Origin of the sequence: Bacillus sp. SG-1 (assembly GCF_000181495.1) — a bacterium.
Lineage (GTDB): Bacteria > Bacillota > Bacilli > Bacillales > Bacillaceae_B > Rossellomorea.
Map to the genome: position 1 here is coordinate 13,518 of NZ_ABCF01000005.1, position 18,489 is coordinate 32,006.

The window sequence follows — 18,489 nt, forward strand, 5'->3', positions numbered from 1 at the left end:
TTCTGTATATTATCTATTCCAAGGAGGGAAAGGCGTTTATGGTGGTAGGAACTGAAGGACAGGAAATAATGCAAAAGCTGCTGCTTGATTATGATCATTCGCTGGATAGCAATGGGGTAAACGGAAAAAGACTGGCAAGCAGGCTGGATGAGCTTTCAAAAATTGGCTTGACCGAAAATGGCGGCTTAAGAAGAATCGCCTTTTCTCCTGAAGAGCGAAAAGCGAAAGAACTCGTAAAGGAGTGGATGAAGGAAGCAGGACTTCAGATTAAAGAAGATGGGGCGGGAAATGTTTTTGGAAGACTGGAAGGAAAGGTCAAGTCCTCGACTGTCCTGTCAGGTTCGCATGTAGACAGTGTGCCTGATGGAGGACATTTCGATGGACCGCTGGGAGTAATTGCCGCTTTGGAAGTCGCACAAGCTTGGAAAGACACTGGATATGTCCCAAATAAATCATACGAAGTCGTTATTTTCACAGATGAAGAAGGGGCGAGATTCAACGGTGGACTGACAGGAAGCCGGGCCATGACGGGCGAAGTGGATATCGAGTTCCAAAAGCAATTAAAGGATATGAACGGAATACCTTTTGAAGAGGTCATTAAAAGAGACGGCTTGAACGTTGAAGGGTTTGTAGAGGCAAAGAGGGATCTATCGGAGATTGAAGCTTATGTTGAGGTTCACATTGAGCAAGGAAAGAGATTGGAAAAAGCTCAATTGCCGGTTGGCATCGTTACAGGTATTGCCGGTCCTTGCTGGTTGAATATTTCTGTTATGGGTGAAGCCGGCCATGCGGGCAACACGCCAATGAATGATCGCAAGGACGCTTTGATAGCAGCCAGTGAGTTAGTAATTGAAATCGAAAAATTGGCGGGCGAGGTAAGTGAAACAGCTGTAGCAACCGTCGGGAAACTCGAAGTGCTGCCGAATGGAGTCAATGTTATACCAGGGGAAGTCCGGATGACAGCTGATATCCGTGACATACATGCGGAATCAAGGGATGAGCTTATTCAACTGATCAAGGATGCCGCAGAAAGGATCAAGAACCGGCAGCAAGTAGATATTCAAATTGAAGAGACTTATAAGATAGCCCCTGTCCCGGTTGAGAAAGAAATGCAGGAAAAAGCGGCCGAGGCGGTCAAAAATACGCTCCAAATCGAACCTTTTTATCTGCCAAGCGGAGCGGGGCATGATGCCATGATCATCGGGCGCTATGTACCGATGGCAATGTTATTCACACAAAGCAAGAATGGTGTCAGTCATAACCCAAGTGAATGGTCATCCCTGCAGGACTGCATTCAGACCGTACACGTACTAAAAGCATTACTGGAGGATTTAATACAATTAAAGGGGGAAACGATTTGAAAAAGTTCAGGAAATCCGCATTTATTCTATTCACTATTATGGTGTTGTTCATATCTGGCTGTTCAGGCGGCGAAGAGGCCTCAGGCAATGATGCAGGCCAGGAGTATGAATGGAAGATGGGCTGGAATTCAGGTTTGGAAGATACACCGAGGGGCACATTTGCTCAAGCATTCAAGGATTATATTGAGAAAGAATCTGAAGGACGCATTACAATCGAATTTTTCCCTAATGAAACATATGCGACTTCTCAAGAAATGATTGAAGCTGTCCAAATGGGCGCACTTGAAATGCAAATTGTAGGCGCGAATATGGTTGGGAATATCATTCCGCAATATTCAGCCCTGTCACTGCCTTTCCTGACTCACGGATTTGATGAGGCACATGCGGTGCTGGATGGTCCGATTGGTGAAGAATTAAACAAGATGGGTGAAGAACATGGAATGAAAGTCGTTGGGAATTTGGACCTTGGATTTACACAGATAACCAATAACGTCCGCCCTATTAATACCCCGGAAGACTTGGTAGGTGTCAAATTGAGATCGCCTAATGATAAGAGTTTGATTGAAACGTTCAAAGCGATGGGAGCAACTGTTTCTACCATGGCATATACAGAAATTTATAATGGATTGTCTCAAGGTGTCATTGATGGACAATTTAACCCATTGTTCCATATTTTTGATCAAAATATGGATGAGGTACAGGATTACCTGGCAATGACCAATCACATGTACTACTACGCTTATACCATTATGAATCACGACTTATTTGAAAGCTTGGATGAAGAAACACAGCAGCTTGTCATGGATGCAGGGAAGCATGCTACAGAAGCGGCAAGGCAATATGTTGCCGAGAATGACGAGGAATTGTTCGAACAAGCCAAGGGCGGAGCGTTCAAAGAGATCACTTATCCTGAGCTTGAGCCATTCCAGGAGGCTGTAGTCCCTGTATACAAAACGATGGAAGATGTAATGGGTGCAGAAATCATTAATGATATCCAAAACTTCTTAGAAGAATACCGAAAAAACTAAAGAAACGAGAGGCCTATTTCGGGCCTCTTTTACTAGGAGGCAACAGCAGTGAAGATACTGGATCGATTCATAAACGTCATAGATGTCTTTGCGAGTATTCTGATGGTCCTCTTAACGATGGTGGTGTTTGGCGAAGTTCTCAGCCGTTATGTATTTAACTTCCCACTCGTGTTCTCTACGGAATTAACAAATCTATTATTTCCATGGATTATATTTATTACAGCTATTTCTGTAACGAAGAATGAGGATCACCTTTCCATCAATTTTTTAAGAGATAAAATGTCCAGAAACGGAAGGAAAATTACTTTTATCCTCACTAAGTTGGTCATGATGTTTTTTTCTTTCTACATGGTGCTATCAAGCTATCAGATAGCCAAATCAGTGGTAAACCAGCCCTTGCCGATGCTTAGGATTTCAAAGGCTTGGCTATATTCATCCGTAACGGTTTCCTTTACCTTAATTTTTATCATCCTAACCTATCAATTAATCATGATCATCATGAACAAAATGGAAGCACCGAGAGAGGAGGACATGTATGATTTGGTTGATGATCGCTAGTTTTTTCATTCTTATTATTTTCGGGGTGCCGATTGCGTTCTCGATGGGTGCTGCTGCTTTACTGTATATCCTGATTGAGGGAATTCCCCTCGGGATGGTCGCACAGCGGTTTTTCTCAAATACGCAATCTTTTTCTTTCCTGGCGATTCCTTTCTTCATTCTTGCCGGAAACCTGATGATTAAAGGGGATATTGCTCAAAAAATCATCAAGGTGGCTGATTCCATGGTAAGACAACTTCCGGGCGGCTTGGGGTGTGTATCCGTTGTAACGAGTATGGGAATGGCGGGTGTGTCTGGGTCCTCTGTGGCGGATGCGGCTTCAACCGGGAGTGTCCTGATACCCGAGATGAAACGAAAGGGATACACAGCCTCTTTCTCCGCAGCAATCAATGCATCAAGCTCTGTTGTCGGTATCATCATCCCGCCAAGCAGTACGATGATCATCATCGCATGGCTCGCTGATCTGTCGGTCGCTAAAATGTTCATTGCCGGTATCATTCCAGGTGTATTAGTTGGTTTGATCTATCTGGTAACAACGGTGATTGTGTCTATAAAAAGAGGATATCCCAGGGAGAGCAAACCGACTCTCAGGGAATTCCTGACCAATATCCGAAAAGCGTTCTGGGCTCTGCTTTTACCTATCATTCTGGTGGGATCGATCGTCCTGGGGATCGCCACGGCGACGGAAGCTGCTGCTATCTCGGTCATTTATGCCTTTTTAGTAGGACTGCTGGTGTATAGAACCTTGAATTTTAAAAATATCATGTCCTCCCTGAGAGACACCATTTATGGTACAAGCGTCGTCATGATTACGATCTGTACTTCCATGATCTTTACATGGGTTCTGATTTCAGAGGGCATTCCTAAATTGATTTCCGAAGCGTTGTTGTCATTTGACCTTCCATCTTGGGCCTTATTTTTAATTTTAATTGTTATTATGCTGGTTGCGGGAATGGTCATGGAATTAGTTCCGAATCTTTTCTTATTGATTCCGATTTTCTTTCCGATCGCGACAGACTTGGGCATGGATCCTATTCAATTTTCCCTGGTCATGCTGGTCAGCCTGGCCCTGGGGATGTTCACTCCCCCGGTTGGTGCGACCCTGTTCATTTCATGTTATATTGCAAAAGTCGGTATTGAGAAAACAGTCAAGGATATCATGCCATATTTCCTGGCGGGAATTGTTGTCGTCCTGTTGATTACCTTCATACCAAGCCTCACACTATGGCTGCCAAGCTTGATGGAATGAGGAAACGGTTGATTGATTACCAAAGGCTGTCGAGAAAGTCTCGGCAGCCTTTTATATTTATAAAATAATTATTAGCTTAAGGCTGCAGAATCGTTACGAGAAAGTGCATGACATTAAAAAAACAAAGTCTCAATAAAAGTCCAGGCACCAATCAAGAATACAATACTGCCTGCTATTTTATCAGCAGCTGACCAGTTATTCAGAAAACGTTTAAGTTTAGAGCCAATGGTCAGGCCTATTAGTGTATAAATAAAACTCTTTATAATATCGACTATTAATACAAAGAGTATCGGGAATCCCAGCAAACCAATTGAAACGCCCACTGCCAATTCATCAATGCTTACTCCTATGATGACGAATATGAAGGCAATACCGAACACTCTATTTTTCCCTTCAGTTTTATCCTTATCCAGAATATTATAAAGCCCCATTAGCATAAGGATTACAGCTCCAATTGATGGAGCCCAGCTTCCAAGGAATGAAGCCTCCAGATACTCGCCAAGCTTCATGCCAGCTAATAATAAAACAGCTTCAGCTAAAGCTACAGTGGCAGCCACTTTGTATTTGCTGACTTTCCCAACTAGTCCGAATGAAATGATGACTAATAAAGCATCAATCCCGAGAGTCATTATCAGGAGGATTAATTTAAATTCATCCATGCCTACACCTCTTTATCTTTGAAAGAGTATTAACACAGTTTATTCACAGCTTGAGTATGGCGTGCTTTCTTAAAGAAAATCGAGTAGTTTCTTGGTGGTTTTCTGGTGATTATCATGCGATTAAATATTAATCTGCTTATCAAATACAAAGGTATTGTTTCATTTTTCCGGCATAATCAAAAAAAAACCAAGCAATTGAAGAATATAATCTCCAATCGCTTGGTTAAAAGAACATGACTCTAATAATGTTTAACCGTGCTAAAGGCTCTCTCTTTATTACCTATCAGTTGAGGGGTGTGTTTCAATGTCTCCAATGATTTTGATGAAGTGATTGACTACATCATGGTCAAATTGTGTACCTTGCCCTTTTCTTAATTGCTCTATAGCTAATTCCAAAGATAAGGGTTGTTTCCGGTAGGGTCTAGCGGAAGTCATTGAATGAAAAGCATCTACGACACCTATTATCCTTGCGCCTAATGGGATTTCCGGAGATTTAAGCCCTTGGGGGTAGCCCTTTCCGTCAGGCCTCTCGTGATGATAAAGTACATAAGGCAGTGTATCTTCCAATTCATCAACACCGGCAAGAATATTGTAGCCCAATACAGGGTGTGTTTTCATTATTTCATATTCCTCTTCTGTTAAACGGCCTTCTTTATTCAGGATATCGTCAGGAACCCCTATTTTTCCTATATCATGCAGGAGTCCTGCGATGGAGATCTTTTTCACCTCTTCATCAGTAAGGCCCATACTGCTTGCTACTGTCCCTGCATATTTCGAGACCATTTCCGAATGGCTGTGAGTATAGGAATCTTTTAACTCTACTGCTTTTGTCAGAGAGAGAATGGTATCAAGTATCCATTTCTGATCATCTATTCTTCTCTCATAATCTTGTTTTTTATAGGAAGATAGATCTTGAGCTGCGACCACTCGATTTTTTCCAAGACTCTTGGCGGTATACATTGCTTGGTCAGCGATATGAACGATATTTTCTTCATCTGCATCTTGAGGGAAAACAGCAACTCCAATACTCATCGTAATGGGTGTTAGAATGCTTCGATGGCCATTAAGGGCAACCATATGACGTACTTTTTCGGCTATGGCCGTTGCGGTTGAGGCATCGGTATCCCTCATGATAATGACAAATTCTTCTCCACCATACCTGCAAACGATATCGTGCTCCCTGACATGATCATGTATGACCTTGGCTATTTGTTTTAGAACTTTATCTCCATAAAGATGCCCTTCATGGTCATTTAATTTTTTGAAATTATCAATGTCGCAGAAAAGCAGTGCCATAGGTTGATTATAATATCGAGCATCTTTCATGACTTCTGCCAGTTTCTGTTTGAAATAGGCACTGTTATAACTGCCCGTAAGTGAATCCGTTACACTCTTTTGGTAACGATCTTCTAAATCATAAACCATCTCATTGAATGCAGATGCCACCTCATTGATTTCCTGGCTTGCATTCAATTTTACATCCTCATATTTTTTACCATGTTGGATAGATGCGGCTGCTTCCCGTAATGCCATTAAAGGTAGTACAAGTACCCGCCGTATTATACTCGATAATAAAACGATTAATATAAGGCTGCTGATAATACCGCCAATTGTGATCAACATGATCCTTTCACGAATCATGGCCATTTCTTTAGAAATATCTAAGTATAACTCAATGGCCCCAACAGTCAGACCATCTTCTAAAAGAGGTGCCACCAGTCTTACGATAGGGGTGCCTCTAAGCTCTGAATGAGCAATCATCGTCTCTCCCGAATCGAACGTTAATGAAAGAATTTCCGGAGAATTTGTTCCTATTAAACTTCTGTCCGTAGAAGCCATGATAGTATGACGCTCTTCTTTAATTACATGTAGAGTTAAGTTTAAGACATTTTTCTCCCGATGTTTTATATAATCAAATATTGTTTGGACATTTTCTATGGAGCGGGACTCCTCATATCCCCCGTTAATGGTTGTTGTAATCCCTTTTAATTGACTGACATACGTCTTCTTCATTGAATCATTGAACGTATAGGAATTAAAGATGATGGCAATAGACATAGTAGAAATGATAACAGCAGAGAATATCAGTATGATTTTGGATTGTAAGCTGAGTTTATTTAGCACGATGATTCCTGCCTATCCCTATTTAATATGTAAACTCTATTTTTTTGGAAACCCCGTAGGGTGTGTGGTCATTATTATGTAATGAAACCTTAACTTGGTTCGATCCATTTTTTAGATCCTTTAACTCAAAAGGAAAACTGGTAACGCCCTGCTTTTCTCCATTGTTTACATATACATGGATATGGCCTTGTCCATTAATTTTTTCTTTTCCGTACTTTTCCTTGGAAATAATAAGATCTGTATCTACCAATAGAAACACTTTATCGCCTTCTTGTTTTGTTTCTACATGAAGGGTAGGTTTCTGTTCTTCTTTTGTAGCAGAATTGGTTTCTATTACTTCAAAGTTATTAGTTGAAGATGTGCCACAGGCTGTCAGTAATAAAATACTAGTTAGTATTGAGGTTGCTAATTTCTTCATGCTTTCCACCTTTTTCTCTAAAAATACATTTATAATAGTCATTATTCGAAGATTATTAATTAATCGCTTCCATACTTACATATATTATAACATTTTAAATTCCTATACATTAGAATTTTCAGGGGTCTTGTTCATTAAGAAGTTAATAATATCTCTTTTAGAAGGAGGTCGGATAAATGAAAAATAGTAAGCAATTAAACTGTGAGAAAAGGATATCTTTTAAGTGAGGTGAGCAAAATGACGGTAAAATGGTCTCCTTTCTTGATATTATGTGCCGCAATACTTTGGGGGACAACAGGTACGGCGCAGGCTCTTGCACCGGCAGCGGCCCACCCGGTCGCCATCGGGGCGGCCCGCTTGGCAGTAGGAGGTGGATTTTTAGCAGCAATCGTTCTGATTGCAGGTAAATTCAGTTTTAGAAATTGGCCTATTAGGTCGACATTATTGGCTTCTCTATGTATGGCTTTGTACCAACCTCTTTTCTTCACTGCCGTTTCAATTACGGGAGTGGCGATCGGACGGTGGTCGCTATTGGAAGTGCCCCTATTTTATCGGGTCTCATAGAATGGTTGTATTTGAAAAAACGTCCGGCTGCCGTATGGTGGATTTCTACTTTTCTATCCATTTCAGGCTGCCTCCTGCTGTTTATGAATAAAGAATCCGTACATGCAGATCCTGTTGGAATATTGATGGCACTTGGGGCGGGTTTATCGTTTGCTGGCTATACTCTTGTCAGCAGAGATTTGGTTGATAGGCACTCGTCTTTATCCGTAGTTGCGGTCGTCTTTACACTTAGTGCCATATGTTTATCACCATTATTATTCATCTTTGATATGTCATGGGTAGGGAGCCTGCAGGGGATGAGTGTAAGCCTTCACCTTGGGATTATGGCGACCGGGGCAGCGTATTTTCTTTTTGTTAAAGGCCTCGTCCACGTGTCTTCATCAACAGCAGTTACACTTTCACTTGCAGAGCCCTTAACTGCGGCAGTATTAGGAGTTTTCATAGTAGGGGAATATTTGAGTATCACTTCCTGGGTAGGGATTTTCCTATTGTTGCTGGGGATTGGCTTATTAATCGGAAGCTCCCAAAAAGCTGTTAGGAAAGGGAGTCTGCCATAGCCTAATTTGGGTACTCTCAATTCAATTAGTCCAAGGGCTTACGTGTTATAAAATAGGCACACTTAAGGTTCAATAGTTTGTGCTGCTAATGGAATCTTGTGCTATATTTAAGTTAACTAATTAACAAATATAAATGGGAGTCTCTAATTATGAGCTACGTGGGTAGAATTTCTGTAATTATTATCTATATAACGATAGTATTGGCGTGGCATTCTTTTTACTTTTTGGTAGACTATGAGGCCTCCTATATTTTTATGTTCGAAAAGGGTCAGTACAAGTGGGACTTAGTGTTTATCCCTTTATTAAGTCCATTTTTTTGGTGGTTGGGCTATCAGTTCGACAAAGCTAAATATCTCTCTGAAAAGGATACGTTAACAGGACTTTATAATCGGCGGTTTGTCTCTACGACAACACCAAAGATCTTATCCAAAACAGAGTCCTCCAATAAAAAACTGACCATTTCAGTTATAGATTGCGATGACTTTAAGCAAATCAATGATACTTATGGACATGAAACTGGCGATTTAGTTCTCCAAAGAGTCTCGGAAATACTTGTAGAAAACAAGAGAAAAAGTGATATCGTTGCAAGATGGGGCGGGGATGAGTTTTTGATTGTTTCATCGGAAACAGACCTGGAAAGCTGTAAACTGATATCCAATAAGATAAAAGAGGATTTAAATAAGTTATCGAAAGAGCTGAGTATGAATATTTCAGTGTCGATAGGTACGTCTGTTTATCCGGATGACTCTACCGCACAAAAAGACTTATTAATCATTGCAGATAGGAACATGTATCATTGTAAGCAGGAGAATAAAAAAGTTTTATAAAAGCGGAAGTACTATTAAGAACACTATTCCATTTGGGTAGTGTTCTTTTTTAATGGAAAAGGTGAAGCAGGATAGTAGAAAATCTAAACTTATTTGGCCCCTTCTCAAGCCAACCATTTTTTAATGCTTTTGTAATAGCTGGGAAATCAACGTATCCGTCCGAATCTTTGCACCATTGGTAGAGGAGATAAAACAGCCAGGGGCATATTTAACGATAGCTCTATTTAGTTGTTTGTCTCCCGACTACTTTAGATCTTAAGATATTTATACGATTAATAGAATTAGTTCTTTTTACTCACATTTCGACAAAACTAGTCATTGTAAATAGGTAATAATAACCCTATAATTAAATATATATTAAATAGTTAGTGATTTTAAACTATTCCAAATTAATCAAAATAGTTAACGAAAAGGCAAACTTGCTGAAAGGCAAGGACGCAAAACCACAGATCTAAAGATTGCTAGAGCAATCCAAGATGGCTGGGTTACCGAATGGCTTGAAGAGGGCTATTCTCTGAATAGCCCTCTTTTTTATTGACTACAACAGCGGTCCTGCATGAATAAAAAACCTAGGTGGGAGGAATGGGAGCATCAGAAAAGACGAGTTAAGAATGACTTCGACAAAATACTGTTAACGGGAGGAAATAAGTGTGAAGAAATTTGTATCATCTATTTTAGTAAGCTCTTTGCTTATCGGCAGCTTTATTGCGCCATTGCCCAACAATAATGCGCAAGCAACAAATGAGATTAGTGTAGTTGAGAAAGTAAATAGTACAAAAGAATTCATCATTGGAGTTAAAGCAGGCACAGGAAATATAGAAAGTGTAGCTAACGATGTTTCTAGATTGGGAGGAACAGTATTAAAGACATGGGGGTTCATTAATTCTTTGGCGGTAGAAATGGTTCCTGCTAAAGTGCACATGTTGGCAACTAATCCGCATGTTATGTTTATAAATGAGAATTCAGAAGTGGAAACAGCCAAGTCTAAGTCAACTTCTGTTCCGGATAGTAAGCTTGTAGTTAATGCCTATAATGAAGCTGTTTCAGCAGAAAAAGTATGGTCAAAAGGATACACAGGAAAAGGTGTAACTGTTGCAGTTGTAGATAGCGGTATAGCAGAAGGAAATGGTTCAGATTTTAGTGGCCGAATCATTGCCAATCAGAAGTTCGCTGATACAAATCAGATGTCAGATTTCTTCGGCCATGGAACACATGTTGCCGGAATTATTGGCGGAGATGGGAGTCAAAGTGGTGGTAAATATGTTGGTGTTGCCCCAGGTGTAAATCTTGTGAATGTAAAGATTAGTGACGATGAAGGAAGAACCGGTGAAAAGAATCTGGTGGACAGTTTGCAATGGATTTATGAAAACCATGAGAAATATAATATCCGAGTTGTGAATATTTCCAATCAAATAGCGACTAAACAAAGTTATAAGGAAAGTGCAACTAATGCTGCTGTTCAGTTATTGTGGAAAGCCGGAATTGTAGTGGTAGTGTCAGCTGGTAATAAAGGCGGCACAGATTGTTCAGTCTGCTATGCTCCTGCAAACGATCCTCACGTAATTACGGTTGGTGCAGTTGATGATAATGGTACAAAGGACTTAGTCGATGATTCTTTAAAGAGTTGGTCTGCGAGCGGAACTACACTGGACGGACATTCCAAGCCAGAAGTTGTTGCTCCTGGTTCTGAAATTGTCGCCTATATGCCAAAAGGAACAATCCGGGATATAAGACCAGGCAATATTGTCGACAAATCTTACTTTAGAATGGGCGGTACCTCTATGTCTGCTCCAGTGGTAAGTGGAATTGTTGCCTTGATGCTGCAAGTTAATCCCGATTTAACGCCGGATCAAGTAAAATGGGTTCTTAAAAACACAACAAGAGAATATGCATATCAGCCATCTGGAACGGGTGGAATGGTTAGAGCTGATGCGGCGGTATTCTTTGATAAGAGTCAAATTCCTCAAAATGTATCCCAAAATTATGAGATATCTCCTTTGCTAAATCCGTTAGCGGATGAAAATGGTTCTTTTAGCAATATTTCATGGGCTAACATTTCATGGGCCAATATTTCGTGGGCTAACATCTCATGGGCCAACATATCGTGGGCTAATAATTTCGAGTATTAATGAGAAGCGCCCCTTGTAAAAGGGGCGCTGTTTATTCCTATTATATCCTGATTTAAAAAGTCGATTTAAAACGGATTTCGAAAAAATCTATTAAGTAAAAGGGTGATGGATTGTGAAGAAGAAGCATCCAAGACAAGCAATTGCTTTCATATGGGTCAGTAATATATTAGCAGTTGCCGCTACCATTTATCTGATTGCCGAAAGAGACCCAATATCAGTGGAGTCCATTCCGACATTTGTAATATGGCTTATATTAGTGGCTGTAGCACGTCACGGTGGGCTGTTCCGATTCGTGGATTCAAAGATTTCAGCCGGAGTTGGTTGTGTTTTTGAGTTTGCTGCACTCGTTGTACTCCCCTTTCCTCAGTTTGCGTTGGTTATCATCATTTCTTGTTTTGTTAACATAGTTGACCGATTACTAAAGAAACACCCAGAGCCTTTCCTTGGTCCTGATTTTAATGCCTCTAATGCTATTATCTCTGGACTGTTGGCACAAATCCTATTTAGCGTAGTTCTATCATTCAACTTTAATCCTGAGTTTATATTTACACTCGCCTTGTTTATCAAAGCAATTACTTTCGGATTTATTCAAGTGGTTATGATTAATACACTGATAAGCCTAGATGAAAGAATAAAATGGAAGCATGCCCCTGCTATTAAGAAGGATACTATTCTTATGGAAGGGATTTTAATTATCACCGGCTCAATACTTGCCATAACGTATCTATTTAACCCTTATTTATTACTTTTCTTTATTTTCCCCGTGCTATTTTTGCAAAAATTATTGCAAAATGCCAATAAAGCTCAATTGATCTACATCGATGAGAAGACAGGAATTTATAATTATCGGTTTTTTGATGAGAAGATAAATGAGCTCTATCTATTATGTAAAAAATCAGGTAAACCCTTGACATTAATCTTTGGGGACATGGATTATTTACGTGATGTTAATAACAAATTTGGTCATGCAGCTGGGGATGAAGCGATCACAGCCATTGGTAAGGTATTTAAGGATAGCCAACAGAACCGGTTTTTCTCTGCACGATTCGGAGGGGAAGAATTCGTTATGATCCTCCCAAGTACGACTAAGGATGAAGCCGCCCGACATGCTGAGGATGTCAGAAGGAAAATTGAAGACATAAACTTGTTAAGTGAAGAAGGTGAAAAAATACCGCTAAGTATTAGTCTGGGAGTGGCCAGTTTCCCAGCTGACGCAGAGGATATTCAAACTCTTATTCAGTCAGCGGACGAGGCACTTTATGAAGCAAAAAGAAATGGAAGGAATCAGGTCCAATTGTATGGTAATAGTAAGTTGCATCCAGATTTAGCTGACAAGCCTATAGAGAATAGAAAGGGAGAGAGTAATGCAACTGTCTATTAAAATCTATATATTCATACTGGCTGCAATATCTATCTCCTTCTCACTCCTTTGGTTTGACCCCTCATCCATGCACATGCTTACTTTACCATTGTTTATCTTATTAATGATTTTAGGAGAAGCGTATAAAATACCAGTCATTCTTTATGATTCTAAAGAGTATGTGAAAATCTCATGGTCTCTTGTAGTGAGTATTTCGGTATTAGCGGGAAGTGGTATTACAGATGCCATTATTGTTAATTTAATTGGAGGTATAATTTGCTCATTATATCCGAAAAGGTTACCTCTAATTAAAGTTTTCTATAATATTTTTTCTTATTTATCATCCATGACTATCACCTATTTGTTTTATAAATCATTAAAAGAAGTGCATATCCTTTCTGGTAGCAGCTATCTATTTGAGCTGCTCGTAATTCCCCTCATATATTTAATCGTAAACTGTACTATTAACCTAGTCTTATTAAATCTTGTCACTAAAAAGAACTTTATGCAATTAGTCAATAATATGATAATGCCGCATCTGCACCATTTTATTTTATTTTCCTTTATCGGAGGTATACAGGGATATTTTTATAAGGAAAATGGAATATTTGCTTTTATACCCACTTCTATTTTAATAGGTATTGTTCTATACAGTTTTAGGAATAATGCTCATTATGCTAATGAACGAATTATGGAGTTGGAAAGCAGCAATAGAAATATGGAAAAATTAGCAGAAGCATTAGACCAAACGCTGGATGAGTTTATCATGACTTTAACGGCTACGATAGACGCAAGAGATCCGTATACCTACGGTCATTCTTTGCAGGTGTCCAACTATGCAGTAGCTTTGGCTACAGAGCTAAAATTTAATGAGGAAGAAATTGAGACAATTAGGATAGCTGGTCTCCTGCACGATATAGGAAAAATTTCTATTCCTGAAGAAATCTTATTCAAAGAAGGAAGACTCACTTCGGAAGAGTATGAAATTATGAAGAAACACCCTGTGATAGGGGAAGAAATCCTTTCAGACATTCCAAAGCTGTCTAAGGTAGCTGAGTTGGTAGGGATGCACCATGAAAGATATAATGGCTCCGGCTATCCTAGAAGCCTGGTAGAAAAGCAAATCCCATTGGGTGCTCACGTATTAGGGGTTGCAGACACTCTTGATGCTATACTTTCCAGCCGATCTTACAAGAAAGAGCGGACAGTCGAAGAAGCGATGACTGAATTCAGCCGTTGCAGAGGTACCGATTTCCATCCAACTGTCGTGGACGCTTTATTCAAGCTAAGAACTAGGGCGGGAGATGAAGCATTTTTAAATTCCGCAACACTAATAGATTCATCACTCATCAAAGGGAAAATAAAAACTAATCGGGGTTATCTATATAATAATATAAATAAAAAGCAAAATTTAATATTAACCAGGGCTCAGTAATGTTAGGGCTAGAAATAGTCCTTTTTTATTCGCTTCCTGGAATAGTGAAACCGTCCTTTTATAACTGGTAAGAATCTTGTGTATGTATATCTTAGTTTTTATCATTAGAAAGACACTTTTAAATTTATCATCTTTTTACAAGCGGCCTAAAATAGTTTATAATTATCAGACAATAGTATTTTTTTTAATTTGAAAAATTATTATAATAGAATAAGATATAATTGAGATGGATAGAGTATAGGTATGTGAAACGGTGGCGCTCATGTTTATGGAACACTTAAGCAATAGCGCCTTGATCATTTTTCAAATATAGGGGATGAGGAAGTAATCATGAGCAGCGTGCAGAAGAAAACAGACGTTATTTTAATCGGTGCCGGAGTCATGAGTGCAACACTAGGGTCGATATTGAAGGAATTAGCTCCGGAATGGGAAATTAAAGTTTTTGAGAAGCTTGCCAGTGCAGGTGAAGAAAGTTCGAATGAATGGAATAATGCAGGTACAGGACATGCCGCATTATGTGAGCTTAACTACACATCTGAAAAAGCGGATGGATCGATCGATATCACGAAAGCAGTAAAAATCAATGAGCAGTTTCAGCTTTCAAGACAGTTTTGGTCCTACCTTGTTAACAGCAACCTGATTCAGAACCCGCAGGAATTCATCATGCCAATTCCTCATATGAGTCTGGTTCAAGGGGAAAGTAATGTCAATTTTTTAAAAAATCGTTTTAAAGCGCTTTCAAATAACCCGCTGTTTCAGGGGATGGAGTTTTCGAATGATCCTGAAAAGCTGAAGGAATGGATCCCGCTCATCATGAACGGACGAAAATCGGAAGAACCGATTGCGGCTACCAAAATCGATTCCGGATCGGATGTTAACTTTGGTGCTTTGACCCGCATGCTGTTCGATCACTTGAAGAATCAGAATGTAGAGGTCAATTACAAGCATAGTGTGGAGAATTTCAAGCGCACCAGTGATGGTTCATGGGAAGTGAAAGTTCATGATATGGAAAATAACCGCATTGAATATCATACAGCTAAATTCGTCTTTATCGGTGGCGGAGGCGGAAGTCTGCATTTACTTCAGAAAACAGGAATTCCAGAGTCGAAGCGTATCGGGGGCTTCCCGGTTAGCGGCCTATTTTTAGTATGTAACAAACCTGAGATTGCCGCTCTTCATCACGGGAAAGTGTACGGTAAAGCCAAGGTCGGGGCACCTCCAATGTCTGTTCCCCATCTTGATACAAGGTATATCGATAACAAGAAATCCCTGCTGTTTGGTCCATTTGCAGGTTTCTCACCGAAGTTTTTGAAAACAGGTTCAAATATGGATCTAATCAGCTCTGTTAAGCCAAATAATGTCCTTACGATGCTGGCGGCAGGTGCAAAAGAGATGGGATTGACAAAATATTTGATCCAGCAGGTAACATTATCTCATGAACAGCGCATGGATGAATTAAGAGAATTCATTCCAGATGCGAAGAATGAGGACTGGGATATTGTCGTAGCTGGCCAGCGAGTCCAAGTCATCAAAGATACAGAGGCAGGCGGAAAAGGGACTCTTCAGTTTGGTACGGAAGTGGTAAGTGCTGAAGATGGGTCTATCGCAGCTTTACTAGGTGCTTCTCCAGGAGCATCTACAGCGGTCCATGTCATGTTAGAGGTGCTGGAAAAGTGCTTCCCGCAGCATATGGACAAGTGGACACCGAAAATTAAAGAGATGGTGCCATCTTATGGCGTATCGCTGGTGGAAAATCCAGAGTTTTTCAGGGAGATCCATGCTTCCACTGCAGAAACACTTAAACTGGATGAAAACAGAATTTCTTTAGTTGAATCCCTGGACAAAGAATCCATTAATGAAAAGGTAACAAGCTGATTATTTCAACATCATAAACAAATAGGGAATCTTTGATCTGTTTTCAGGTTGAAGATTCTTTTTTGTAGAAGCTGGATTCCAGAGTACTTGTGGACTGCATAAAAGGTATTGATACAAAGATTAAAAGCAACATTTGTATATAGGGACAAAAAAGCCGCTTCTGGAATTCCAGAAGCGGCTTTTAATTATTAATTGCGGATTAGGTAGTCAAATGCACCGAGGGCTGCAGTTGCACCCGATCCCATAGAGATGATGATTTGTTTATAAGCACTGTCCGTACAGTCTCCTGCGGCAAATACTCCAGGCATGCTTGTAGCACCATGCTTATCGACTACAATTTCACCCATACGGTTACGGTCAAGTGCATCGCCTAACCAATCTGTGTTCGGGACAAGGCCGATTTGAACGAAGACACCTTCTAAGTTGATGTGCTGTTCTTGTTCTGTATCACGATCAATATAAGTGAGACCATTTACTTTATCAGTACCTGTAATCTCCTTAGTTTGAGCGTTTTTAATAACTGTTGCATTCGGAAGGCTGTACAGGCGGTCCTGTAATACAGCGTCCGCTTTCAGCTCAGAATTATATTCAATCACTGTTACGTGCTTAACGATACCGGCCAGGTCAATTGCCGCTTCGACACCGGAATTTCCACCGCCGATTACCGCAACGTGTTTTCCTTCGAATAACGGGCCGTCACAGTGAGGGCAGTAAGCGACGCCTTTGTTCTTGAACTCTTCTTCACCAGGTACTCCGACTTTGCGCCAGCGTGCCCCAGTTGAAAGGATAAGGGTCTTACTCTTAAGGACAGCCCCGTTATCCAGTTCAAGCTCAATCATATCTTTCTTTTCAAGACGTTTTGCACGCTGGAGATTCATGACGTCGATGCCATAATCTTTAACATGCTCCTCAAGGCTGGCAACAAGCTTAGGTCCTTCTGTTTGTTTGACACTGATGAAGTTCTCAATGCCTAACGTGTCCATGACTTGCCCGCCGAAGCGCTCAGCGACAATACCGGTACGGATGCCTTTACGCGCTGTGTAAATGGCAGCACTCGCACCCGCAGGTCCTCCGCCTACTACAAGGACATCGTAGGGATCTTTGCCGGAAAGCTCAGCCGCATCAGGACCGCCTCCCAGTTTGCCGAGGATTTCCTCAAGTGACATGCGTCCGCTGCCGAATTCTTCTCCATTAAGGAAAACAGTCGGTACGGCCATAATCTCTTTGCTCTCTACTTCATCTTTGAACGCAGCACCGTCAATCATGGTATGCGTGATACCTTCATTGAAAATGCTCATCAGGTTAAGGGACTGCACTACGTCTGGACAGTTGTGGCAGCTCAAGCTGATGTATGATTCAAAGTGATACTCACCTTTAAGGTTCTTAACTTGTTCAAGCACACTCTCATCGACTTTAGGAGCTCTTCCGCTCACTTGCAGAAGGGCTAGGATCAATGAAGTGAACTCATGTCCAAGAGGGATACCAGCAAAGGTTACGCCGGTATCTTCTCCGATACGGTTCACACTAAAGCTTGGGGTACGCTCTAACTCAGCGTGTTCCACTTTGATGTGTGATGACATGGTAGCCAGTTCATCCACTAACTCAAGCATATCACGGGAAGTTTCATCAGACCCGGCGCTCACTTTAAGCAGGATGTCGCCCTCCAGCAATTCAAGATATTGGGCTAACTGTGCTTTAATATCTGCATCGAGTAACATTTAATCCAACTCCTTAGATTTTACCTACAAGGTCAAGGCTTGGCTTAAGTGTTTCAGAACCTTCTTGCCATTTTGCCGGGCAAACTTCGCCTGGGTTCTTTCTTACATATTGTGCAGCCTTGATTTTGCTTACTAGAATATCTGCATCACGGCCGATGCCGCCAGCATTGATTTCAACCGTTTGGATAACACCATCTGGATCGATGATGAATGTTCCGCGGTCAGCAAGACCTTCTTCTTCGTTCAGTACTTCAAAGTTGCGAGTGATTTTTTGAGAAGGGTCACCAATCATCGCGTATTTGATTTTACCGATTGTTTCTGAGCTGTCGTGCCAGCCCTTATGTGTGAAATGTGTATCAGTAGAAACAGAGTAAACTTCTACACCTAGTGATTTAAGTTCATCATAGTTATTTTGAAGATCTTCAAGCTCAGTCGGGCAAACGAATGTGAAATCTGCAGGATAGAAGCAGAAAATGCTCCATTGCCCTTTCAGGCTTTCTTCTGTTACTTCGATGAATTCTCCATCTTTATAAGCTTGTGCTGTGAATGGTTTTACTTCAGAACCGATAAGAGACATAGTAAATCTTCCTCCTTGAATATAGTTAATTTTTTATAATAATTCTAATC

Annotated in this window: 14 protein-coding genes, 1 pseudogene and 1 riboswitch; of the genes and pseudogenes, 10 read left to right on the forward strand and 5 right to left on the reverse strand. The window is 40.6% G+C overall.

Annotated elements, in window-relative coordinates:
- The first annotated feature begins 38 nt into the window (after positions 1-38).
- From BSG1_RS05780 to BSG1_RS05795, 4 genes are read left to right on the forward strand one after another with little or no spacing between them, the layout of a single operon-like run.
- On the forward strand, positions 39-1,361 hold the full coding sequence (locus BSG1_RS05780) for a M20 family metallo-hydrolase (RefSeq protein ID WP_006836002.1): 1,323 nt from the start codon (positions 39-41) through the stop codon (positions 1,359-1,361).
- Positions 1,358-2,389 (forward strand): TRAP transporter substrate-binding protein, encoded by a 1,032-nt coding sequence (locus tag BSG1_RS05785; RefSeq protein ID WP_006836003.1) that lies wholly within the window; start codon positions 1,358-1,360, stop codon positions 2,387-2,389. Before BSG1_RS05780 ends, BSG1_RS05785 begins: the two co-directional genes overlap by 4 nt.
- Positions 2,390-2,437: 48 nt before the next feature.
- Entirely contained in the window at positions 2,438-2,947 is a 510-nt protein-coding gene (locus BSG1_RS05790) for a TRAP transporter small permease (protein WP_044022482.1), read from the forward strand.
- Positions 2,925-4,196, forward strand: a complete 1,272-nt coding sequence (locus tag BSG1_RS05795; protein WP_006836005.1) for a TRAP transporter large permease — start codon at positions 2,925-2,927, stop codon at positions 4,194-4,196. Before BSG1_RS05790 ends, BSG1_RS05795 begins: the two co-directional genes overlap by 23 nt.
- Positions 4,197-4,309: 113 nt before the next feature.
- Here BSG1_RS05795 and BSG1_RS05800 read toward each other — a convergent pair whose 3' ends face one another.
- The 3 genes from BSG1_RS05800 to BSG1_RS05810 all read right to left on the reverse strand — a co-directional run bounded on the left by BSG1_RS05800 (position 4,310) and on the right by BSG1_RS05810 (position 7,397).
- Entirely contained in the window at positions 4,310-4,855 is a 546-nt protein-coding gene (locus BSG1_RS05800) for a manganese efflux pump MntP (RefSeq protein ID WP_006836006.1), read from the reverse strand.
- A gap of 276 nt (positions 4,856-5,131) precedes the next feature.
- Positions 5,132-6,979, reverse strand: a complete 1,848-nt coding sequence (locus BSG1_RS19740; RefSeq protein WP_052302363.1) for a diguanylate cyclase — start codon at positions 6,977-6,979, stop codon at positions 5,132-5,134.
- A 22-nt stretch (positions 6,980-7,001) separates the two neighbouring features.
- The gene (locus BSG1_RS05810) at positions 7,002-7,397 is read right to left on the reverse strand and encodes a hypothetical protein (protein ID WP_044022483.1); all 396 of its coding nucleotides are present in this window, start codon (positions 7,395-7,397) and stop codon (positions 7,002-7,004) included.
- A 237-nt stretch (positions 7,398-7,634) separates the two neighbouring features.
- On the opposite strand from BSG1_RS05810, the pseudogene BSG1_RS05815 reads away from it, so the two are divergent.
- From BSG1_RS05815 to BSG1_RS05840, 6 genes and pseudogenes are all read left to right on the forward strand, one after another.
- A pseudogene (locus BSG1_RS05815) lies at positions 7,635-8,518 on the forward strand (EamA family transporter).
- Positions 8,519-8,667: 149 nt separating this feature from the next.
- Positions 8,668-9,345: a GGDEF domain-containing protein gene (locus BSG1_RS05820; RefSeq protein WP_006836012.1), complete on the forward strand. Its 678-nt coding sequence runs from the start codon at positions 8,668-8,670 to the stop codon at positions 9,343-9,345.
- Positions 9,346-9,747: 402 nt separating this feature from the next.
- A riboswitch (cyclic di-GMP riboswitch) is annotated at positions 9,748-9,838 on the forward strand.
- Between the two features lie 157 nt (positions 9,839-9,995).
- A complete protein-coding gene (locus BSG1_RS05825) occupies positions 9,996-11,474 on the forward strand; it encodes a S8 family peptidase (RefSeq protein WP_006836013.1) in 1,479 nt (492 codons plus the stop codon).
- A gap of 112 nt (positions 11,475-11,586) precedes the next feature.
- On the forward strand, positions 11,587-12,855 hold the full coding sequence (locus BSG1_RS05830) for a GGDEF domain-containing protein (RefSeq protein ID WP_006836014.1): 1,269 nt from the start codon (positions 11,587-11,589) through the stop codon (positions 12,853-12,855).
- The gene (locus tag BSG1_RS19745; RefSeq protein WP_006836015.1) at positions 12,839-14,269 is read left to right on the forward strand and encodes an HD-GYP domain-containing protein; all 1,431 of its coding nucleotides are present in this window, start codon (positions 12,839-12,841) and stop codon (positions 14,267-14,269) included. The genes BSG1_RS05830 and BSG1_RS19745 overlap by 17 nt, the downstream gene beginning before the upstream one ends.
- A gap of 330 nt (positions 14,270-14,599) precedes the next feature.
- Complete coding sequence (locus tag BSG1_RS05840) at positions 14,600-16,144, forward strand: malate:quinone oxidoreductase (protein ID WP_006836016.1); 1,545 nt, start codon at positions 14,600-14,602, stop codon at positions 16,142-16,144.
- A gap of 188 nt (positions 16,145-16,332) precedes the next feature.
- Here BSG1_RS05840 and ahpF read toward each other — a convergent pair whose 3' ends face one another.
- Positions 16,333-17,862, reverse strand: a complete 1,530-nt coding sequence (gene ahpF, locus BSG1_RS05845; protein WP_006836017.1) for an alkyl hydroperoxide reductase subunit F — start codon at positions 17,860-17,862, stop codon at positions 16,333-16,335.
- A 13-nt stretch (positions 17,863-17,875) separates the two neighbouring features.
- Positions 17,876-18,439: an alkyl hydroperoxide reductase subunit C gene (gene ahpC / locus BSG1_RS05850; RefSeq protein ID WP_006836018.1), complete on the reverse strand. Its 564-nt coding sequence runs from the start codon at positions 18,437-18,439 to the stop codon at positions 17,876-17,878.
- Between the last annotated feature and the right edge of the window lie 50 nt (positions 18,440-18,489).